At 60.0% G+C, this 16,391-nt stretch carries 16 protein-coding genes; 7 read left to right on the top strand and 9 right to left on the bottom strand.

The window, feature by feature from the left end; translation table 11 throughout:
• Window positions 1-509 precede the first annotated feature (509 nt).
• Window positions 510-1,388 carry a GNAT family N-acetyltransferase gene (locus C8N42_RS14360; protein ID WP_107817272.1) on the top strand — a complete coding sequence of 293 codons (879 nt, stop codon included), beginning with the start codon at window positions 510-512 and terminating at the stop codon, window positions 1,386-1,388.
• Window positions 1,389-1,409: 21 nt separating this feature from the next.
• On the opposite strand, the gene C8N42_RS14365 is transcribed toward C8N42_RS14360, so the two are convergent.
• The gene (locus C8N42_RS14365; protein WP_107817273.1) at window positions 1,410-1,733 is read right to left on the bottom strand and encodes a DnaJ family domain-containing protein; all 324 of its coding nucleotides are present in this window, start codon (window positions 1,731-1,733) and stop codon (window positions 1,410-1,412) included.
• A gap of 83 nt (window positions 1,734-1,816) precedes the next feature.
• Between C8N42_RS14365 and C8N42_RS14370 the strand changes: the two genes are divergently transcribed.
• Window positions 1,817-2,287 (top strand): MarR family winged helix-turn-helix transcriptional regulator, encoded by a 471-nt coding sequence (locus C8N42_RS14370; protein WP_107817274.1) that lies wholly within the window; start codon window positions 1,817-1,819, stop codon window positions 2,285-2,287.
• Window positions 2,288-2,395: 108 nt separating this feature from the next.
• Complete coding sequence (locus C8N42_RS14375) at window positions 2,396-3,049, top strand: PRC-barrel domain-containing protein (protein ID WP_170109312.1); 654 nt, start codon at window positions 2,396-2,398, stop codon at window positions 3,047-3,049.
• 106 nt (window positions 3,050-3,155) lie between these two features.
• Here the strand turns inward: C8N42_RS14375 and C8N42_RS14380 are convergent, their stop codons facing one another.
• The 6 genes from C8N42_RS14380 to C8N42_RS14405 all read right to left on the bottom strand — a co-directional run bounded on the left by C8N42_RS14380 (window position 3,156) and on the right by C8N42_RS14405 (window position 9,698).
• Window positions 3,156-4,151, bottom strand: a complete 996-nt coding sequence (locus tag C8N42_RS14380; RefSeq protein ID WP_107817276.1) for an ABC transporter substrate-binding protein — start codon at window positions 4,149-4,151, stop codon at window positions 3,156-3,158.
• A gap of 65 nt (window positions 4,152-4,216) precedes the next feature.
• The gene (locus C8N42_RS14385) at window positions 4,217-5,053 is read right to left on the bottom strand and encodes an ABC transporter permease (protein ID WP_107817277.1); all 837 of its coding nucleotides are present in this window, start codon (window positions 5,051-5,053) and stop codon (window positions 4,217-4,219) included.
• Window positions 5,050-5,913, bottom strand: coding sequence for an ABC transporter permease (locus C8N42_RS14390; protein WP_107817278.1), 864 nt, complete (start codon window positions 5,911-5,913; stop codon window positions 5,050-5,052). The genes C8N42_RS14385 and C8N42_RS14390 overlap by 4 nt, the downstream gene beginning before the upstream one ends.
• Window positions 5,914-6,061: 148 nt before the next feature.
• Window positions 6,062-6,838, bottom strand: coding sequence for an ABC transporter ATP-binding protein (locus C8N42_RS14395; RefSeq protein ID WP_107817366.1), 777 nt, complete (start codon window positions 6,836-6,838; stop codon window positions 6,062-6,064).
• An 89-nt stretch (window positions 6,839-6,927) separates the two neighbouring features.
• On the bottom strand, window positions 6,928-8,379 hold the full coding sequence (gene hydA / locus C8N42_RS14400; RefSeq protein WP_107817279.1) for a dihydropyrimidinase: 1,452 nt from the start codon (window positions 8,377-8,379) through the stop codon (window positions 6,928-6,930).
• A gap of 68 nt (window positions 8,380-8,447) precedes the next feature.
• Window positions 8,448-9,698: a Zn-dependent hydrolase gene (locus tag C8N42_RS14405; RefSeq protein WP_107817280.1), complete on the bottom strand. Its 1,251-nt coding sequence runs from the start codon at window positions 9,696-9,698 to the stop codon at window positions 8,448-8,450.
• 305 nt (window positions 9,699-10,003) lie between these two features.
• On the opposite strand from C8N42_RS14405, the gene C8N42_RS14410 reads away from it, so the two are divergent.
• Window positions 10,004-10,618 carry a TetR family transcriptional regulator C-terminal domain-containing protein gene (locus C8N42_RS14410; RefSeq protein ID WP_425430529.1) on the top strand — a complete coding sequence of 205 codons (615 nt, stop codon included), beginning with the start codon at window positions 10,004-10,006 and terminating at the stop codon, window positions 10,616-10,618.
• A gap of 132 nt (window positions 10,619-10,750) precedes the next feature.
• A complete protein-coding gene (locus tag C8N42_RS14415) occupies window positions 10,751-11,305 on the top strand; it encodes a hypothetical protein (protein WP_107817282.1) in 555 nt (184 codons plus the stop codon).
• A 247-nt stretch (window positions 11,306-11,552) separates the two neighbouring features.
• Here the strand turns inward: C8N42_RS14415 and preA are convergent, their stop codons facing one another.
• Window positions 11,553-12,854 carry an NAD-dependent dihydropyrimidine dehydrogenase subunit PreA gene (preA, locus tag C8N42_RS14420; RefSeq protein ID WP_107817283.1) on the bottom strand — a complete coding sequence of 434 codons (1,302 nt, stop codon included), beginning with the start codon at window positions 12,852-12,854 and terminating at the stop codon, window positions 11,553-11,555.
• A 3-nt stretch (window positions 12,855-12,857) separates the two neighbouring features.
• Entirely contained in the window at window positions 12,858-14,195 is a 1,338-nt protein-coding gene (locus C8N42_RS14425) for an NAD(P)-dependent oxidoreductase (RefSeq protein ID WP_107817284.1), read from the bottom strand.
• A gap of 299 nt (window positions 14,196-14,494) precedes the next feature.
• Here C8N42_RS14425 and accB point away from each other — a divergent pair, with 299 nt between their 5' ends.
• Window positions 14,495-14,986 carry an acetyl-CoA carboxylase biotin carboxyl carrier protein gene (gene accB / locus C8N42_RS14430; protein WP_107817285.1) on the top strand — a complete coding sequence of 164 codons (492 nt, stop codon included), beginning with the start codon at window positions 14,495-14,497 and terminating at the stop codon, window positions 14,984-14,986.
• A gap of 11 nt (window positions 14,987-14,997) precedes the next feature.
• A complete protein-coding gene (gene accC, locus C8N42_RS14435) occupies window positions 14,998-16,344 on the top strand; it encodes an acetyl-CoA carboxylase biotin carboxylase subunit (RefSeq protein WP_107817286.1) in 1,347 nt (448 codons plus the stop codon).
• Window positions 16,345-16,391: the final 47 nt, after the last annotated feature.

Genomic DNA, 16,391 nt, shown 5'->3' on the forward strand with positions numbered 1-16,391 from the left:
CGCAAAATCGCCGAAAACGACACAGGCTCCCTCGGCGACATCTCAACCCTCGCCGAACCACAAGTCGTCGACGAGTTGATACAGAATTCGCTGTATAACCTCAAAAAGTGAGGCGCACGGACCTGTAATGTTGTTCACATTGTGAATGCAGACCCAGAAATCGCAAAGGTCGTCCCTCTGGGCGACCTTTCTCTTTGCAAAAAAGCCGACCCCTCAGGACCGCACCACATGCGTCCAATGCGCGCGCAGCCCCGCTTTCGGGCTGATATGCCATACCAACGCCAGAACCGCCGCTGCGTTCAGATCTTTCGGGAATCTCTGATATTGCACGGGCGCCCCCTGTTGCAGACCATCAGCCTCCCGCACGTCCCCCTTCCAAACGCTTAATTCCCGGGCGCGGACCTGTGACATTTCATGAAAATTGTAGCAACCGCAGCTTCTCCACAAAAAATCGTCCCACAGAGCGCAACCAACACAGAATCTTAACCCTGATCGGCCCAGCATCCGGTATGGAAACACGCGAGATCACAGACGAAACCCAATGGGAGGAGCTGGCCGACACGGTCGATGCGCCGCTGTCGCAGCGCTGGCTCTATGGTGAGGCCGCCAAACGCATCGGGCGCGACGCCCGGCGCTTTGTCATCTATGATCACCGCACGCCCATCGCTTTGGCGCAGGTTCTCATGCGCCCGACCTTCGGCGCAGAAATCAGCGTCGCGCTCCGCGGCCCGCTGTTTCTGACCCGCGCGCCCGACAAAGCGGTTGAGAGCGCCGTGGTCCACAGCCTTCGGGCCGCCCTGCCTTTTGGCCTTAAACTCATGAGCCCGGACAGCCGCCTGCCCGGGACATTCGGTCGCCTCGGCCTGACACCCCCGCCCGAAGTGGTGGAACTCGATTTGCGCCCGACCCTCTCCGACATGCGCCTCAGCCTCAATGGAAAATGGCGCAATGCCTTGAAAAAGGCTGAAAAATCTGGGCTTCGCGTGACCCGTCTCGCGCCCTCGCCTTCGGTCTTGCGCCCCTATCTCTTGCTGGAAAAGCATCAGCAGGCACAACGGCGCTATCGCGGACTGCCGCCCGAATTCGCCCTTGCCCTGCAAGATGTTGCGCCGAAATCCCTGCGTCTGTTCGAAGTGGACGACGCGTTCATGCTGTTCATCCTGCACGGCACTTCTGCCACTTATCAGATCGGCCACACCGGCCCGCGTGGACGTGCGGTGAACGCCCACAATCTGATCCTTTGGGAGGCGATCAAGCGGCTGAAACTCGAAGGCGTGCGGCGGCTCGATCTCGGAACGATCGACACAAGGCGCGCGCCCGATCTCGCTCGGTTCAAGCTGCGCACCGGCGCCACGGCCCGCGTCCTCTCCCCCGCCGCGCTGATGTGACCGCTGCTCTCATCCCCATCTTTAATCCCCTGTCCGGTAATATTTCCGCCGTGCTTCGACCTCGATGTCGAGCCGGAGCTGTACCTGCGCGATCTGCCGGAACAGCGCCTTGCGCGCCTCCATCTCCACCGTATCCTTCAACTGCGCGTTCAGCGCCTCGATCTCCTTGCGCATCTCGAACTCACGCGGCACCACGCCCGCCTCCGCCATGATGCGAAACCCCGCCGCGTCCGTGTCATTGCCGCTACGTGTGTCGAGCGGTTTGCCTGCCCCTTTCAGATTGTCGAGCCGTCCTTCCGCCTGTGCCTTAAGGATTTGCCGTTCGCTCAGGGAAGACCATTTCATCGCGCATCCTTTCCACACAATATGTCAACTAAGTTGACAATATAGGAGCCACGTCGCACAATCGCAAGCAAAGGAGTCCGACGATGACAGCGATAAGTCTCACCGATCAGCTTTACGCGGGCATTCAATTGACCCGGCCGCTCCTGCGCAACATCACCGCGCGGGTCGAATACGACCTTGCCGGGACCGGCATCACGGTCGGTCAGCGCGCCATCCTTGAGGCGCTCTTGTCAATGGGCGAAGCCTCCGCGCCCCAGATCACCGCACATCTCGATGTCAGCCGACAATTCGTCGGGCGCGAGATCAAGGCACTCCATGAGGACGGCAAGTTGGAACGCGTTGAGAATCCGCGCCATCGCGCCTCAAAACGCTACCGCCTCTCGCAAGAGGCCCGCGCGATCATCACGGCGATCCGCAGCCGCGAGGCCTGTGAGATCGCGGCCTTCTCCAAGCGCTTCAGTGCAGAGGAAATCCAGGGATTCTACAAAATCCTCTCCACGCTCAACCGGGAGTTCTCCCAAATTCAGATCCGCCAAAACAATGAAAATATATAGCAATATCAAATAAAAACTGGGTTTTTGAAATTTCCCCGGAACTCCCCGGACGCCTCAATCATTGTTTTTGCATACCACATGCAAACGCATGACAGAGAGGAGAATACGATGAAAACCCTGACGCAGAAACTGATGACCACCGTTGCCGCCATCACCCTGGTCGCCACCCCGGCGCTGGCCGACATGACCAGCCAGACCGAGGCCGAGGTCAACTCCGATGGCGTCACCATCGAACAGAACACCGAGGCCGATACCACCGTGGGTGCGGACGCCACCGTGGGTGCAGACGTTGAGACCGGAGCGGAGACCACCGAAGACGAAAACGCAGACCTGATGCAGGAGACCGAGGACGGTGCGTCCGACATGGTCGAAGCCACGGGCGATGCCGCAAGCAAAGCCTGGGACGCCACAAAGAGCGGCGCCGAGAAACTGGCCGATGCGCTCGCAACTTTCGGCGATGAGACCGTGACCGAAATCGTCGGCACCAAAGTTCTGTCGCAGGAAGGCAACGACATCGGCGAGATCGACGCCATCGTCAAAGCGGAAGGCGAGATCATGGCCGTGGTCGGCATGGGTGGCTTCCTCGGCATCGGCGAACATGACGTGCTGGTCCCGGTGGATCAGTTCTCCATCGTCGACGAGGACACGGTGATGGTCCAAGGCCATACCGAAGCCGAGCTCGAAGCCATGCCGGACGTCGACGTGTCCGAGTATACGGAGGTCGAAGGCGAGATGACTATTGAACAGGCGATCAACTCGTAAGCCTTGACCATATGACGGAAAAACCGTCCTGCCCTTTCGCCGCAAGGCGAAAACCCCGCCCCGATGGTCCTCGGGGCGGGTCTTTTTTTATGTAAAGCGCAAAGGCTTACTGAAGCGCCGCGTCCGTGATCTCAAGCGTATAGGCACCTTCCGGTTCCTTGGTGATCACCGGATCGGAACCGCCGGCCAGCAACGACGCCACGGTCCGTTCGTAATCGGACACATTCAGCGCACCGTTCGAACCAGCCGTGAGCTTTGCCACTTCAGACATCATGCGCACCTGATGTTCCATGGTCTGCGCACCGGTTTCATCGTACTCAAGCACGATCTCGGCGGCCTCTTCCGGGTTCTCCTCGGCGTATTTCCAGCCCTCCATGGAGGCCTTCACGAAACGCACCATCTTCTCCTTGAATGCCTCGTCCGCGAGGTTGTCTTCGAGCACGTAAAGACCGTCTTCCAGCGTCGCCACGCCCTGATCCTCGTACTTGAAAGTGATCAGATCGTCGGCGGAAATGCCAGCGTCGATCACTTGCCAATATTCGTTATAGGTCATGGTGGAGATACAAGCCGCCTGCTTTTGCAGCAGCGGATCGACGTTGAAACCCTGTTTGAGGACCGTCACACCGCCGTCGGAGCCATCGGTCGGAATGCCGAGTTTACCCATCCAGGAGAGGAACGGATATTCGTTGCCGTAGAACCAGACACCCAGCGTCTTGCCCGGGAAATCCTCCGGTCCCTCAATGCCGGTCTCTTTCAGACAGGTCAGCATCATGCCGGAGGATTTGAACGGCTGTGCGATGTTTACCACCGGCGCGCCGTTTTCACGCGCGGCCAGAGCGGACGGCATCCAGTCGACCATGACATCGGCACCACCGCCCAGAAGAACCTGCACCGGCGCAATGTCCGGGCCACCGGCCTTGATCGTCACATCGAGATCCTCGGCCTCGTAATAGCCTTTCTCCAGCGCCACGTAATAGCCCGCGAACTGGGCCTGGGTGACCCATTTGAGCTGTAGCGTCACCTCGTCGGCGGCGAAGGCTCCGCTCGCCCCAAAAGATGTCAAGGCAGCCAGAGCGGCAGCGCTCGTCAGTAGCTTTTTCATCGTCGTACAACCTCCAAGTTGTAAATTCGGCCGAGGCGTTCCCCCCCGTGCCATTGCAAATGCGGTTACCCGCGTTGGGACGGGTGCCAGAAGGTCACCCCCTTTTCGATCAGCGACACCAGCCCGTAAAAGACCGATCCCGTGACAGCAGCCACCGCAATCTCCGCCCAAACCATATCAAGGTTGAGACGACCGACTTCGGTGGAAATCCGAAACCCCATGCCTTTGATGGGCGAGCCGAAGAATTCGGCGACAATCGCACCGATCAGCGCCAGTGTTGTCGCAATTTTAAGCCCGTTGAAAACAAAGGGCATGGCCGCCGGAAGCCGCAGCTTCAGAAGCGTCTGCCCGTATGAGGCCGAATAAGTCCGCATCAGATCGCGCTGCATCGCCTCAGTTGCCTGCAACCCCGCCACCGTGTTCACCAGCACCGGGAAGAACACCATGACGACGACCACGGCAGCCTTGGATTGCCAATCGAAACCGAACCACATCACGAGGATTGGTGCGATGCCGACAATCGGCAGCGCCGCGATGAAATTGCCGATCGGCAGAAGGCCGCGTTGCAGGAAAGGCGAACGGTCGATCAGCACTGCGGTGACAAACGCCGCCCCACAGCCGAGCACATAGCCGGAAAGCGCACCCTTGAAGATCGTCTGCACGAAATCCTGCCAGAGGATCGGCATGGAACTCACGAGTCTGGTCCAGATCGCCGAGGGCGCCGGCAGGATCACCGGCGAAACCCCGAACAGCCGCACCACCATTTCCCAAAGCAAAATCAGTGTGATACCGAAAAGAACCGGAACGATCCATTGCGTGCTTTTATGCAGCGCAAAGCGCGTGTTGAGCCACCACAGGCCGAGCCAGACCGCGAGGACGAGAAGGATGTAAAGCAGGTTCATTGCGCCATCCCCATCTTCTTGAGAACCGCACGTTCCAAAATTCCCACCACGATCACCAGAGCGGCGGCGAGCGCCGCTGCGGCAAAGAGGGCCGACCAGATCTGAATCGTCTGACCGTAATAGGATCCGGACAACAGCCGCGCGCCAAGCCCGCGTGTCGCCCCTGACGGAAGCTCCGCCACGATGGTGCCCACAAGCGCCGCCGCCACCCCGACTTTCAGCGAGGTAAACAGGTAGGGCATGGAAGACGGCAGCCGTAGTTTCCAGAAGGTTTCCGCCCCGGACGCGTTGTAGGTTTTCATCAGATCGAGCTGCATCTGATCCGGCGCGCGCAGCCCCTTCACCATGCCCACGACGACCGGGAAGAACGACAGATAGGCCGCAATGATCGCCTTCGGGATCAGTCCCGAGATGCCCATCGAGTTCAGCACCACGATGATCATCGGCGCAATCGCCAGAATGGGGATGGTCTGCGAGGCAATCGCCCAAGGCATCACGCCCAGATCCATCGCCTTGTTATGCACGATGCCGACCGCCAGAGCGATCCCGCCCAACGTACCGATCCCGAACCCCAGAAGCGTCGCCGACAGCGTGATCCAGCCATGATAGACGAGAGAGCGTTTCGATGTGATCTTTTTCTCGACCGTGGTGTTCCACAGTTCGGCCACCACCTGATGCGGCGCCGGAAGTTTGGGGCGTTCCTGCGCCAGCGTGTCTTTGACCAGAGTGCTAAGGGTCACTTCTGTGCCCGCGCGCGCCGCCTGATCATAGGTCCACTGGCTGTTCATCCTGATCGCGGCGGCGTACCAGACGGCGACGATCACGGCTAGGACGGTGAGAACAGGGATGATCTTGTTCATGCCCGGCCCTCATACCAAAGGGGGCTCTGCCCCCATGCCTTCGGCATTCCCCCGGGATATTTGACGACAAAAGAAACATCGCGGAGCCCGACAGAAGTCCGACACACATCCGACACTTTGCCGACAGCGGTTTTCGCCGAATTCGCACTCATTCCGCATGCCCCGCTCTGAGGCCCTCACGCACCCGGTGGGCAATCTTGATGAACTCTTCACTGTCGCGAATTTCGAGTGGTCGCTCCTTGGGAAGCGTGCTTTCGATGACATCGGTGATCCGCCCCGGGCGCGGCGACATCACGACGATTTTCGTCGAGAGATACACCGCCTCGGGGATCGAATGGGTGACAAAGGCGATGGTCTTGTTGGTCGCCGCCCAAAGCTTGAGAAGCTCCTCGTTGAGCTTGTCGCGGACGATCTCATCCAGAGCGCCAAAAGGTTCATCCATCAGCAGGATTTCCGCATCGAAGGCAAGCGCGCGGGCAATCGAGGCGCGTTGCTGCATGCCGCCGGAAAGCTGCCATGGGTATTTCTTGCCGAACCCCTTGAGATCCACGAGGTCGAGCACCTTCTCAACCCGTTCCGGAATGTCCGGCTTCGGGAAATCCATGATCTCCAGAGGCAGGCGGATATTGCCCGCAATCGTGCGCCACGGATAGAGCCCCGCCGCCTGGAACACATAGCCATAAGCTCTTGATTTCCGAGCCTCATCCGGGCTCAAGCCGTTGACCGTCAGCTTGCCCCCCGTGGGCGTCTCCAGCGCCGCGATACAGCGCAGGAATGTCGTCTTGCCGCAGCCCGACGGCCCGATGAAAGAGACAAAATCCCCCTTGTCGACCTGCAAATTCACGTCTTTCAACGCATGCACCGGCCCGTCGTTCGTCTGGAACGTCAGGTCCACCCCCTGCGCGTCGATTACTGGCTTTTTCATTTGGCTTATGTCTTTGTTCTTGCCGGAATATTTTTCCCGGACCATCCCCATATCGGGCGGGCCGTTTTATCGGCCCTGCCCAGCTTGTCTCAAACGCCCGTCACCGGAATACCCGCCCGTTCTACTGGACGCGGTGCGGTCAGCTCTTTCCACTTGGACAGCGCTTTGTTCACCGTCGCATTCGGATCGCGGGCAACGAACTCGCCATGGCCTTCCTTGGCCTTCAGCTCCCCTTTGTCGACCGCCACATAGCCGCGAGTCAGCACGTAACGCGGCAGTGCTTTGACCTCGATCCCCTCGAAGACGTTATAGTCGATGGAGGAGGCCTGTGTCTCGGCTTTGATGGTTTTCGACATGCTCGGGTCCATGACGATCAGGTCGGCATCCGCGCCCACCAGAACCGCGCCCTTCTGCGGGTAACAGTTCAGGATTTTCGCGATATTCGTAGAGGTTACAGCAACGAATTCATTCATCGTGATCCGCCCCGTCTCGACCCCGTAGGTCCAGAGCACCGGCAAGCGATCCTCAAGCCCACCCGTGCCGTTCGGGATTTTCGAGAAATCGTCGACGCCATAGCGTTTCTGCTCGGTCGTGAAGGCACAGTGATCGGTCGCGACACAGGAGAGCGTACCGGAGGCGAGACCCGCCCAGAGGCTGTCCTGATGTTTCTTGTTGCGGAACGGCGGCGACATCACGCGGCGCGCGGCGTGGTCCCAGTCTTCGTTGAAATACTCACTTTCATCAAGCACGAGGTGCTGGATCAGCGGCTCGCCCCAGACCCGTTTGCCGTTCATCTTGGCCCGGCGAATGGCTTCGTGCGCCTCCTCGCAGGAGGTATGCACCACATAAAGCGGCGCGCCAGCCATGTCGGCGATCATGATCGCACGGTTGGTAGCCTCGCCTTCCACTTGCGAGGGCCGCGAATAGGCATGCGCCTCCGGCCCGGTGTTGCCCTCGGCCAGAAGCTTCGCAGTCATCTCCGCCACCAGATCGCCGTTCTCGGCATGGACCAAAGGCGTCGCCCCCAGCTCGGCGCAGCGTTTGAAGGAGGCGAACATTTCGTCATCGTTCACCATCAGAGAGCCCTTGTAAGCCATAAAATGTTTGAACGTGTTGATGCCCTTCTCGGTCACGGTCTTCATCTCGTCAAAGACCTGCTCGCCCCACCATGTGATCGCCATGTGGAAGGAATAGTCGCAACAGGCGCGTGCAGATTTGTTGTCCCAGACCTTGATCGCATCCAAAAGCGACTGCCCCGGATCGGGCAGCGCGAAATCGACCACCATCGTGGTGCCGCCCGCCAGAGCCGCACGGGTGCCCGCATAGAAGTCATCCGCCGAATGGGTGCCCATGAAGGGCATCTCAAGGTGCGTGTGCGGGTCGATCCCGCCCGGCATCACATAGCAACCTTCCGCATCGAGAATCTCGTCACCCGTCAGGTCCGGCCCGATCTCGACGATCTTGCCATCCTCGATTTTCACATCCGCCTTATAGGTCAGATCGGCGGTGACAATCGTACCGCCCTTGATCACCTTGCTCATGTCTCACTCCTTGTTGGCAAAAGCGGCGCGCTTGTCTGCGCGCTCTGGCTTTCTGATGGCTCAAATACTCACTCGACGATCTCAGCGGTTTCCAGCACCGCATGCAACAGCACATCGACCCCCGCTGCGGCCCATTCCGGGCTGATATCTTCGGCCTCGTTATGCGACAGACCGTCGACACAGGGACACATGATCATCGTCGTCGGCGCCACAGCCGCGGCCCAGCAGGCATCGTGCCCCGCGCCAGAGACAATATCCATATGCGAATAGCCGAGCTTTTCAGCGGCGTTACGCACATTGGACACCAGTTCCGGTGTGAAGGTCACCGGATCGAAATGGCCTACGGGCTCAACGGAACACCCGACCCCCATCTCCTCGCAAATCTGCGCCGCACGTTCTTCGATGATCGCGCGCATCTTGTTGAGTTTATCGAGGTTCGGCGTCCGGATGTCGACGGTGAACACCACTTTTCCCGGCAGCACGTTGCGCGAATTCGGGGTGAACTGCACCTGACCGACGCCCCCCACCGCATTGGGTTGGTACTCCATCGCCACGTCCTGCACCATTTCGAGAATGCGGCCGAATGCCAGCCCCGCATTGGTGCGCATCGCCATAGGCGTCGAGCCGGTATGCGCCTCCTTGCCGGTGAGGGTGAATTCGAGCCACCACAACCCCTGACAATGGGTCACGACACCGATGTCCTTGCCCTCGGCTTCCAGGATCGGCCCCTGTTCGATGTGCAACTCATAGTAAGCATGCATCTTGCGCGCACCGACCTCCTCGTCGCCTTTCCAACCGATCCGTGCCAGTTCCTCGCCATAGCTCTTGCCTTCGAGATCGGTGCGCCCATAGGCGTAATCGAGCGTATGCTTGCCCGCGAACACACCGGAAGCCAGCATCGCAGGCGCAAACCGTGCGCCCTCCTCATTGGCCCAGTTCGTGACCACGATCGGGTGCTTCGTCTTGATCCCCAGATCGTTCATCGTGCGCACGGCTTCCAAAGCGCCCAGCACGCCCAGAACCCCGTCGTATTTCCCACCCGTGGGCTGGGTATCGAGGTGCGATCCGACATAGACCGGCAGCGCATCGGGATCGGTGCCCTCGCGGGTCATGAACATCGTGCCCATGGCATCGACACCCATCGTCAGCCCCGCCTCTTCGCACCATGTCTGGAACAGTTTGCGCCCTTCGGCATCCTCGTCGGTCAGCGTCTGGCGGTTGCAGCCACCCGCGATGCCGGGGCCGATCTTCGCCATCTCCATCAAGCTGTCCCAAAGACGTTCGGAGTTGATCTTGAGGTTTTCACCAGCGGCGGCCATGGGATGTCCTTTCAAATGTCTCTTCTCGGGTCTGCAAGGATCGGCCTCACCGGTCAGGCATCTGGCATGCGCGCTTTGCGGCCCTGCCCCGTCATCGCCATTCACCCCGCAGGTTTGACCATTTGGTCAAGAGAACCCTAACAGCAGCCGACGAAGACACAAAACCATGCACTTGCCGAAAAACCATGCAAAGAGGGCATAAGTGCGGTTTTAAGGCGATTCCCTCTTATGTTTGGCGCTTTTTTTAGCAAACAATAAGCGGTAAACGACGACGAAATGGGGATGGAATGGGAATCGAACGCCATATGCCGGGACGACAACCACGGACGAGAATCCAGAAAAAGAATACAGAAACCATCCTGGAAGCGGCATTGGACGTGTTTTCCCAGCATGGATTTCGCGGTTCGACGCTGGACCAGATCGCCAAGGCAGCGGGGCTTTCGAAACCCAATCTGCTTTACTATTTCCCCTCGAAAGTGGCGATTCACCGCGAGCTGATCGACGGTTTGATGCAAACCTGGCTCGATCCTTTGCGCAAAATGCAGGCAGATGGTGAGCCGGTCGAAGAGATCCTTGCCTATGTTTTGCGCAAACTGGAAATGGCCCGCGAATACCCACGCGAGAGCCGTCTCTTTGCCAATGAAATCGTGCAGGGCGCTCCCAATATCATGGACAAGATCGAGGGTGAGTTGAAAGAATTGGTCGATGAAAAGGCCGAGGTGATCGAGAACTGGATCACCGCCGGGCGCATTGCGCCGGTCGATCCCTATCACCTGATCTTCTCGATCTGGGCCACAACCCAACATTACGCCGATTTCGACGCGCAGATCCGGGGCATTCTCCACCCGGAAGGCGACAGCCATTTCGAAGCCGCACGCGCGCATCTCGACACGCTGTTCCGCCGGATGCTCACACCGTAAGCGGCCACGCCATCCCGCAGGTCACATCTCGTTAAGCATAAATAAAAATTCCCGTGGGCCTTAACCCTTGGGATACCATAACTCTTTATAAAGAAAGATGGTGGGGGCTCCTGAAAAAAAAGGAGCACGAGCATGACCAATGTAACGGGCGTGCCGGCTTTCGGCGGGGGCGGATTTGCCTTTCGGCAACCTCCCGATCCACCGGAGCCAGCCGTGCCACAAGTGACGGGAACCGCGCTGAACGGGACGGCAACTTATACCAAGGGGAACGAACTTCCCGGCCAGAACGGCACCGACATCACCTATCCGAAATCGGCTGAGACCTCTCGGAGCGAGGCGGTGACGGTTTCGGACAACGGTGAGCCCGCTGCGATCTTTGGTGAGAAACTGCCGGAGGACGCCCTCGTTGGCCCGACACCGGCTTTTCAGGCCTCGGTGCTTGAGGTTGAACTGGACCTGCGCAATGCGTTGGCGGAAATCGCCGCAAAACGCACTCAAAGTGCGGACGAAGCGGCCATTGCCCCGGCGCAAACTGCGACGGCGAATGCAACGCCTTCGACAGAGACCGTCGAAAAGGTCTCAAAAGACACGCAAACCGCTCTGACAGCCATCCCGTCGGAGGCTCAGCACCCCGAAGCCCGCTATGCCAGCCCCGCTGCGGTTTTGCAAACGCCCTATGACGGGTGATCCCGCTCCCGCGTCAGGACGGCGCGCCTTAGACTGATGACTGGACAGAGCAACAGGGTTTCACGGTTCGTTCGGACAGGGACGCTGACTGGCCTACTTCGTCAAAAAGAACCCCGCGCCAAGGGATAAAGCACGGGGTCCAGTGAATCTGTGTCCGAACTTTACCCCGACAGATCGGGCCACTTCGAACATTTGGCATGCGGGCCTCAGAGGAATGCGCGGAGGCCCCCCCTCCGCGCGGGCTCCCTCATTCCGCCACGCAGGCCGCGACGTTATTTGGGTGGGTCGTCCAGTTGGCATAGTCGCCCACCTTGCGTCCAGTGCGTTCATCCACCTCGCCTTTTTCAAGCGTTTTCATGGTGATACAGCCCTCAATCGGGCAGACGTTGACGCATAGGTTACAAGCCACACATTCGTCATCCTTGACGGTGAAGGTGCGATCCGCGCCCATCTCGATCGCCTGGTGTGAGGTGTCCTCGCAGGCCGCATAGCAGCGCCCGCATTTGATGCAGTCGTCCTGATTGATCACCGCCTTGGTGACATGATTCAGGTTGAGATATTGCCAGTCGGTGACATTCGGCACCGCACGACCGGAAATCTCCGCGACCGAGGTGAAGCCCTTCTCATCCATATACTGGCTGAGGCCGGAAATCATCTCCTGCACGATCTTGAACCCGTAGGTCATCGCCGCCGTACAGACCTGCACGTTCGAGGCCCCGAGCGCGAGGAATTCCGCCGCATCGCGCCATGTGGTCACGCCGCCGATGCCGGAGATCGGCAGGCCCGCAGTTTCCGGGTTACGCGCAATCTCGGCCACCATGTTGAGCGCAATGGGTTTCACCGCCGGGCCGCAATAGCCGCCATGGGTGCCCTTGCCGTCAATCATGGGCTCCGGGCTGAAGGTGTCGAGGTTCACGGAGGTGATCGAGTTGATCGTATTGATCAGACTGACCGCATCGGCACCGCCGCGCCTGGCCGCCTCCGCCGGGTAGAGGATATTGGTGATGTTCGGCGTCAGCTTGACGATCACCGGCAAGTCAGTCGTCTCCTTGCACCAGCGCGTCACCATTTCGATATATTCCGGCACCTGCCCCACCGCGGAGCCCATGCCCCGCTCGGCCATGCCATGCGGACAGCCAAAGTTCAGCTCAAACCCGTCACAGCCCGTTTCGGCGATGCGGGGTATAATGTTCTTCCAGCTCTCCGCATCGCAAGGCACCATGACGGAAGCGATCAGCGCCCGGTCCGGGTAATCCTTTTTCACCCGCGTCATCTCTTCGAGGTTCACCTCAAGCGGACGGTCGGTGATCAGTTCGATGTTGTTGAGCCCCAAAAGACGCCGGTCTGCGCCAAAGATCGCACCGTAACGCGGGCCGGAAACGTTCACGACCGGCGGGCCTTCCTCGCCCAGCGTTTTCCAGACGACCCCGCCCCACCCGGCCTCAAAGGCGCGGCGGACGTTGTATTCCTTGTCGGTCGGCGGCGCGGAAGCCAGCCAGAAGGGGTTCGGGCTTTTGATGCCGCAAAAAGTGCTCGTCAGATCGGCCATAGCTCAGCCCTCCATCAGCTTGGCGTGGATGTCTCTCGCGGCGTCGCGGCCCTCGGCCACCGCCGTCACCGTCAGGTCTTCGCCGCCCGAGGCACAATCGCCCCCGGCCCAGACGCCGACAATCGAGGTGCGCCCCATGGCATCGACCGCGATCTTGCCGCCTGTGATTTCAATGCCTTCGGGCGCACCATCGAGGGTCTGACCGATGGCCTTGAACACCTGATCTGCGGGCAGACGGAAGGTCTCGCCCGTACCTTTCAGGCCACCACCCTCCTCGGAGGTATATTCGAACTCGACCTCAGCCACGGACCCGTTGCCGTAAACCGCCACGGGGGCGGCATTATAAAAAATCTGCACGCCTTTCGATGTCGCAAGGTCCTGTTCGTATTCTGACGCGGACATGCGCGCCCGGCTCCGGCGATAGACCATGGAAACGTTCTGCGCGCCCAGAAGTTTCGCCTGAACGGCGGCATCCACAGCGGTCATGCCGCCGCCGATCACCACGACATTGCGCCCGATAGGCAGTTTCGACAGGTCCTCGGCCTGACGCAGTTCGGAAATGAAATCCACCGCATCCAGAACACCGTCCTTGTCTTCGCCCTCGGCCCGAAGCGCATTGACGCCCGCCAGACCGATCGCGAGGAAGACTGCATCATAGTCCGCCTTCAGCCCCTCAAGGGTCAGACCCTCGCCCAGTTTCTTACCATTCACAACGGAAATCCCGCCGATCTGCATCAGCCAGTCGACCTCTTTCTGGGCATAGCCATCGGGCGCCTTGTAGGACGCGATGCCGTATTCGTTGAGCCCCCCGGACTTGGGCCGCGCGTCATAGATCGTGACCTCGTGACCATACATCGCCAGCCGGTGCGCCGCCGAGAGCCCCGCAGGGCCAGCCCCCACCACGGCGACCTTTTTGCCGGTCGGTTCCGCGCGGGTGAAGGGATGCACGCCCTGCGCCATCAGCGAGTCGGTGGCGTAGCGTTGCAGGCGGCCGATCTCCACCGGCTTACCTTCGGCCACTTCGCGCACACAGACTTCTTCGCAAAGTGTCTCCGTCGGACAGACGCGGGCGCACATACCGCCAAGGATGTTCTGCTCGAAAATGGTCTTCGCCGCGGCTTCCGGCGTGCCGGTCAGGATTTGCCGGATGAACAAAGGCACGTCGATCGAGGTCGGACAGGCGGTCATGCAGGGCGCATCGTGACAGAAGTAACAGCGGTCTGCGGCGACCAGCGCCTCATGATGGTCGAGCACCGGATGCAGGTCGGAAAACTGCGCCGGATAGCGTTCCGCAGGCAGGCGTCCGGGCTGGACACCGGGCGTCAACGGCGTGTTGGACATAGGGCTTGCTCCCTGTTGGCTTGCTTGTCTTGTGAGTCACCGTGACAGGGGGTATATTTTTATCAAGTGGTAAAATTTTAACTTCGGTTATTTTCGGTCTTTTCCGAAAGCCTGCGCCAAATAATGATGCGCAATCGCTCAAAACATGGGCAGAGTTTGCCTTACAGCACCGGCCCTAACCCGCGATATCGGGTTTTCACGCAACGTCACAACCCCTATATACGTGGGACAGAAGACAAATCAGCCCGGGCCCATCGACCAACATGACAGCCGGGCGGGCCATAACCCGAGTGGAACATATGACAAAGCAAAACGACGCCGACGTGGCTTTCATCCAGGCGCTTGCCGAACTTCTCAGCGCCAATGATCTCACCGAACTCGAAGTCATGCGAGAATATGGCGACAATGACAGCCTGAACGTCCGCGTGAGCCGTGCCGCACCGCAGGCCATCGTGCAAACAGTTGCCGCCCCGGCACCCGTCGCCGCTGCTCCGGCCGCACCGGTCGCCGCCGCAGCCACCCCCGCCGCGCCCAACGCCCCCGATCCGTCCGAGGACCCGAACGCCGTGGCCTCGCCGATGGTCGGCACCGCTTACCTATCGCCGGAACCGGGGGCTGCCTCTTTTGTGAAGGTCGGCGATCAGGTTTCCGAGGGGCAGACGCTTCTCATCGTCGAGGCGATGAAAACCATGAACCACATCCCCGCACCGAAATCCGGGACCGTGAAGCGTATTCTCGTGGATGACGGCCAGCCGGTCGAATTCGGCGCGCCCCTGATGATCATCGAATAAGGGGCACCCCGATGTTCGATAAAATCCTCATTGCCAACCGTGGCGAGATCGCCCTTCGGGTGATCCGCGCCTGTCGCGAGATGGGCATCCAGTCGGTTGCGGTCCATTCCACCGCCGATGCCGACGCCATGCATGTGCGCATGGCCGACGAGGCCGTGTGCATCGGCCCGAACTCTTCGGCCCAGTCCTACCTGAACTTTCCGGCGATCATCGCAGCCTGCGAGATCACTGGGGCGCAGGCGATCCACCCGGGCTATGGCTTCCTGTCGGAAAACGCTGCCTTCGTGCAGATCGTCGAAGATCACGATCTGACCTTCATCGGCCCCTCCGCCGAGCACATCCGCCAGATGGGCGACAAGATCACCGCGAAGGCCACCGCTGAAAAACTCGGCATCCCGGTCGTTCCCGGTTCCAAGGGCGGTGTGCCCGATGTGGAGACCGCCAAGAAGACCGCCGCCGAGATGGGGTATCCGGTCATCATCAAGGCGACCGCTGGCGGCGGTGGTCGCGGTATGAAAGTGGCCCTCGACGAGAAAGAACTTGAGATCGCCTTCCGCACCGCGCGGTCCGAGGCAAAAGCCGCCTTCGGCAATGACGAGGTTTACATGGAGAAATATCTCCAGAAGCCGCGTCACATTGAGGTGCAGGTCTTCGGCGACGGTCAGGGCGGCGGCGTTCACCTTGGCGAGCGGGACTGTTCCTTGCAGCGCCGTCACCAGAAAGTGTTCGAAGAGGCCCCCGGCCCCTGCATCACGCCCGAAGAGCGCGCCCGGATCGGCGGCATCTGCGCCAAAGCCATCGCCGAGATGGGTTATAAGGGCGCGGGCACCATCGAATTCCTCTACGAGGACGGTGAGTTCTATTTCATCGAGATGAACACACGCCTTCAGGTGGAGCACCCGGTGACCGAAGCCATCTTCGGTCAGGACCTCGTGCGCGAACAAATCCGCGTGGCCTCTGGAGAGAAGCTGTCCTTCTCGCAGGAAGACCTGAAGATCAACGGTCACGCCATCGAAGTGCGGATCAATGCCGAACGCCTGCCGAATTTCGCGCCCTGCCCCGGCAAGGTGACGCAATATCACGCGCCGGGCGGTCTTGGCGTGCGGATGGATTCGGCGCTCTATACCGGCTATTCGATCCCGCCCTATTACGACAGCCTGATCGGCAAGCTGATCGTGCATGGCCGCGACCGGGAGGAGGCTCTGGCCCGCCTGAACCGCGCTTTGGGCGAGTTGATCGTCGACGGGGTAGACACCACCGTGCCGCTGTTCCATGCGCTGTTGCAGGAAAAGGACATCCAGACCGGAGATTACAACATCCACTGGCTGGAAAAATGGCTCGCCGCACAGTTCGGCTGAGATCCGTTTCGTGAGACCTGAGGCCGCCTCACCGGGCGGCCTTTTCT

Source organism: Celeribacter persicus (assembly GCF_003050785.1).
Lineage (GTDB): Bacteria > Pseudomonadota > Alphaproteobacteria > Rhodobacterales > Rhodobacteraceae > Celeribacter > Celeribacter persicus.

Excerpts from the sequence above, each read along its gene's own strand:
- C8N42_RS14360 (WP_107817272.1), top strand. The coding sequence starts at position 510 with ATGGAAACACGCGAGATCACAGACGAAACCCAATGGGAGGAGCTGGCC.
- C8N42_RS14365 (WP_107817273.1), bottom strand. The coding sequence starts at position 1,733 with ATGAAATGGTCTTCCCTGAGCGAACGGCAAATCCTTAAGGCACAGGCG.
- C8N42_RS14370 (WP_107817274.1), top strand. The coding sequence starts at position 1,817 with ATGACAGCGATAAGTCTCACCGATCAGCTTTACGCGGGCATTCAATTG.
- C8N42_RS14375 (WP_170109312.1), top strand. The coding sequence starts at position 2,396 with ATGAAAACCCTGACGCAGAAACTGATGACCACCGTTGCCGCCATCACC.
- C8N42_RS14380 (WP_107817276.1), bottom strand. The coding sequence starts at position 4,151 with ATGAAAAAGCTACTGACGAGCGCTGCCGCTCTGGCTGCCTTGACATCT.
- C8N42_RS14385 (WP_107817277.1), bottom strand. The coding sequence starts at position 5,053 with ATGAACCTGCTTTACATCCTTCTCGTCCTCGCGGTCTGGCTCGGCCTG.
- C8N42_RS14390 (WP_107817278.1), bottom strand. The coding sequence starts at position 5,913 with ATGAACAAGATCATCCCTGTTCTCACCGTCCTAGCCGTGATCGTCGCC.
- C8N42_RS14395 (WP_107817366.1), bottom strand. The coding sequence starts at position 6,838 with ATGAAAAAGCCAGTAATCGACGCGCAGGGGGTGGACCTGACGTTCCAG.
- hydA (WP_107817279.1), bottom strand. The coding sequence starts at position 8,379 with ATGAGCAAGGTGATCAAGGGCGGTACGATTGTCACCGCCGATCTGACC.
- C8N42_RS14405 (WP_107817280.1), bottom strand. The coding sequence starts at position 9,698 with ATGGCCGCCGCTGGTGAAAACCTCAAGATCAACTCCGAACGTCTTTGG.
- C8N42_RS14410 (WP_425430529.1), top strand. The coding sequence starts at position 10,004 with ATGCCGGGACGACAACCACGGACGAGAATCCAGAAAAAGAATACAGAA.
- C8N42_RS14415 (WP_107817282.1), top strand. The coding sequence starts at position 10,751 with ATGACCAATGTAACGGGCGTGCCGGCTTTCGGCGGGGGCGGATTTGCC.
- preA (WP_107817283.1), bottom strand. The coding sequence starts at position 12,854 with ATGGCCGATCTGACGAGCACTTTTTGCGGCATCAAAAGCCCGAACCCC.
- C8N42_RS14425 (WP_107817284.1), bottom strand. The coding sequence starts at position 14,195 with ATGTCCAACACGCCGTTGACGCCCGGTGTCCAGCCCGGACGCCTGCCT.
- accB (WP_107817285.1), top strand. The coding sequence starts at position 14,495 with ATGACAAAGCAAAACGACGCCGACGTGGCTTTCATCCAGGCGCTTGCC.
- accC (WP_107817286.1), top strand. The coding sequence starts at position 14,998 with ATGTTCGATAAAATCCTCATTGCCAACCGTGGCGAGATCGCCCTTCGG.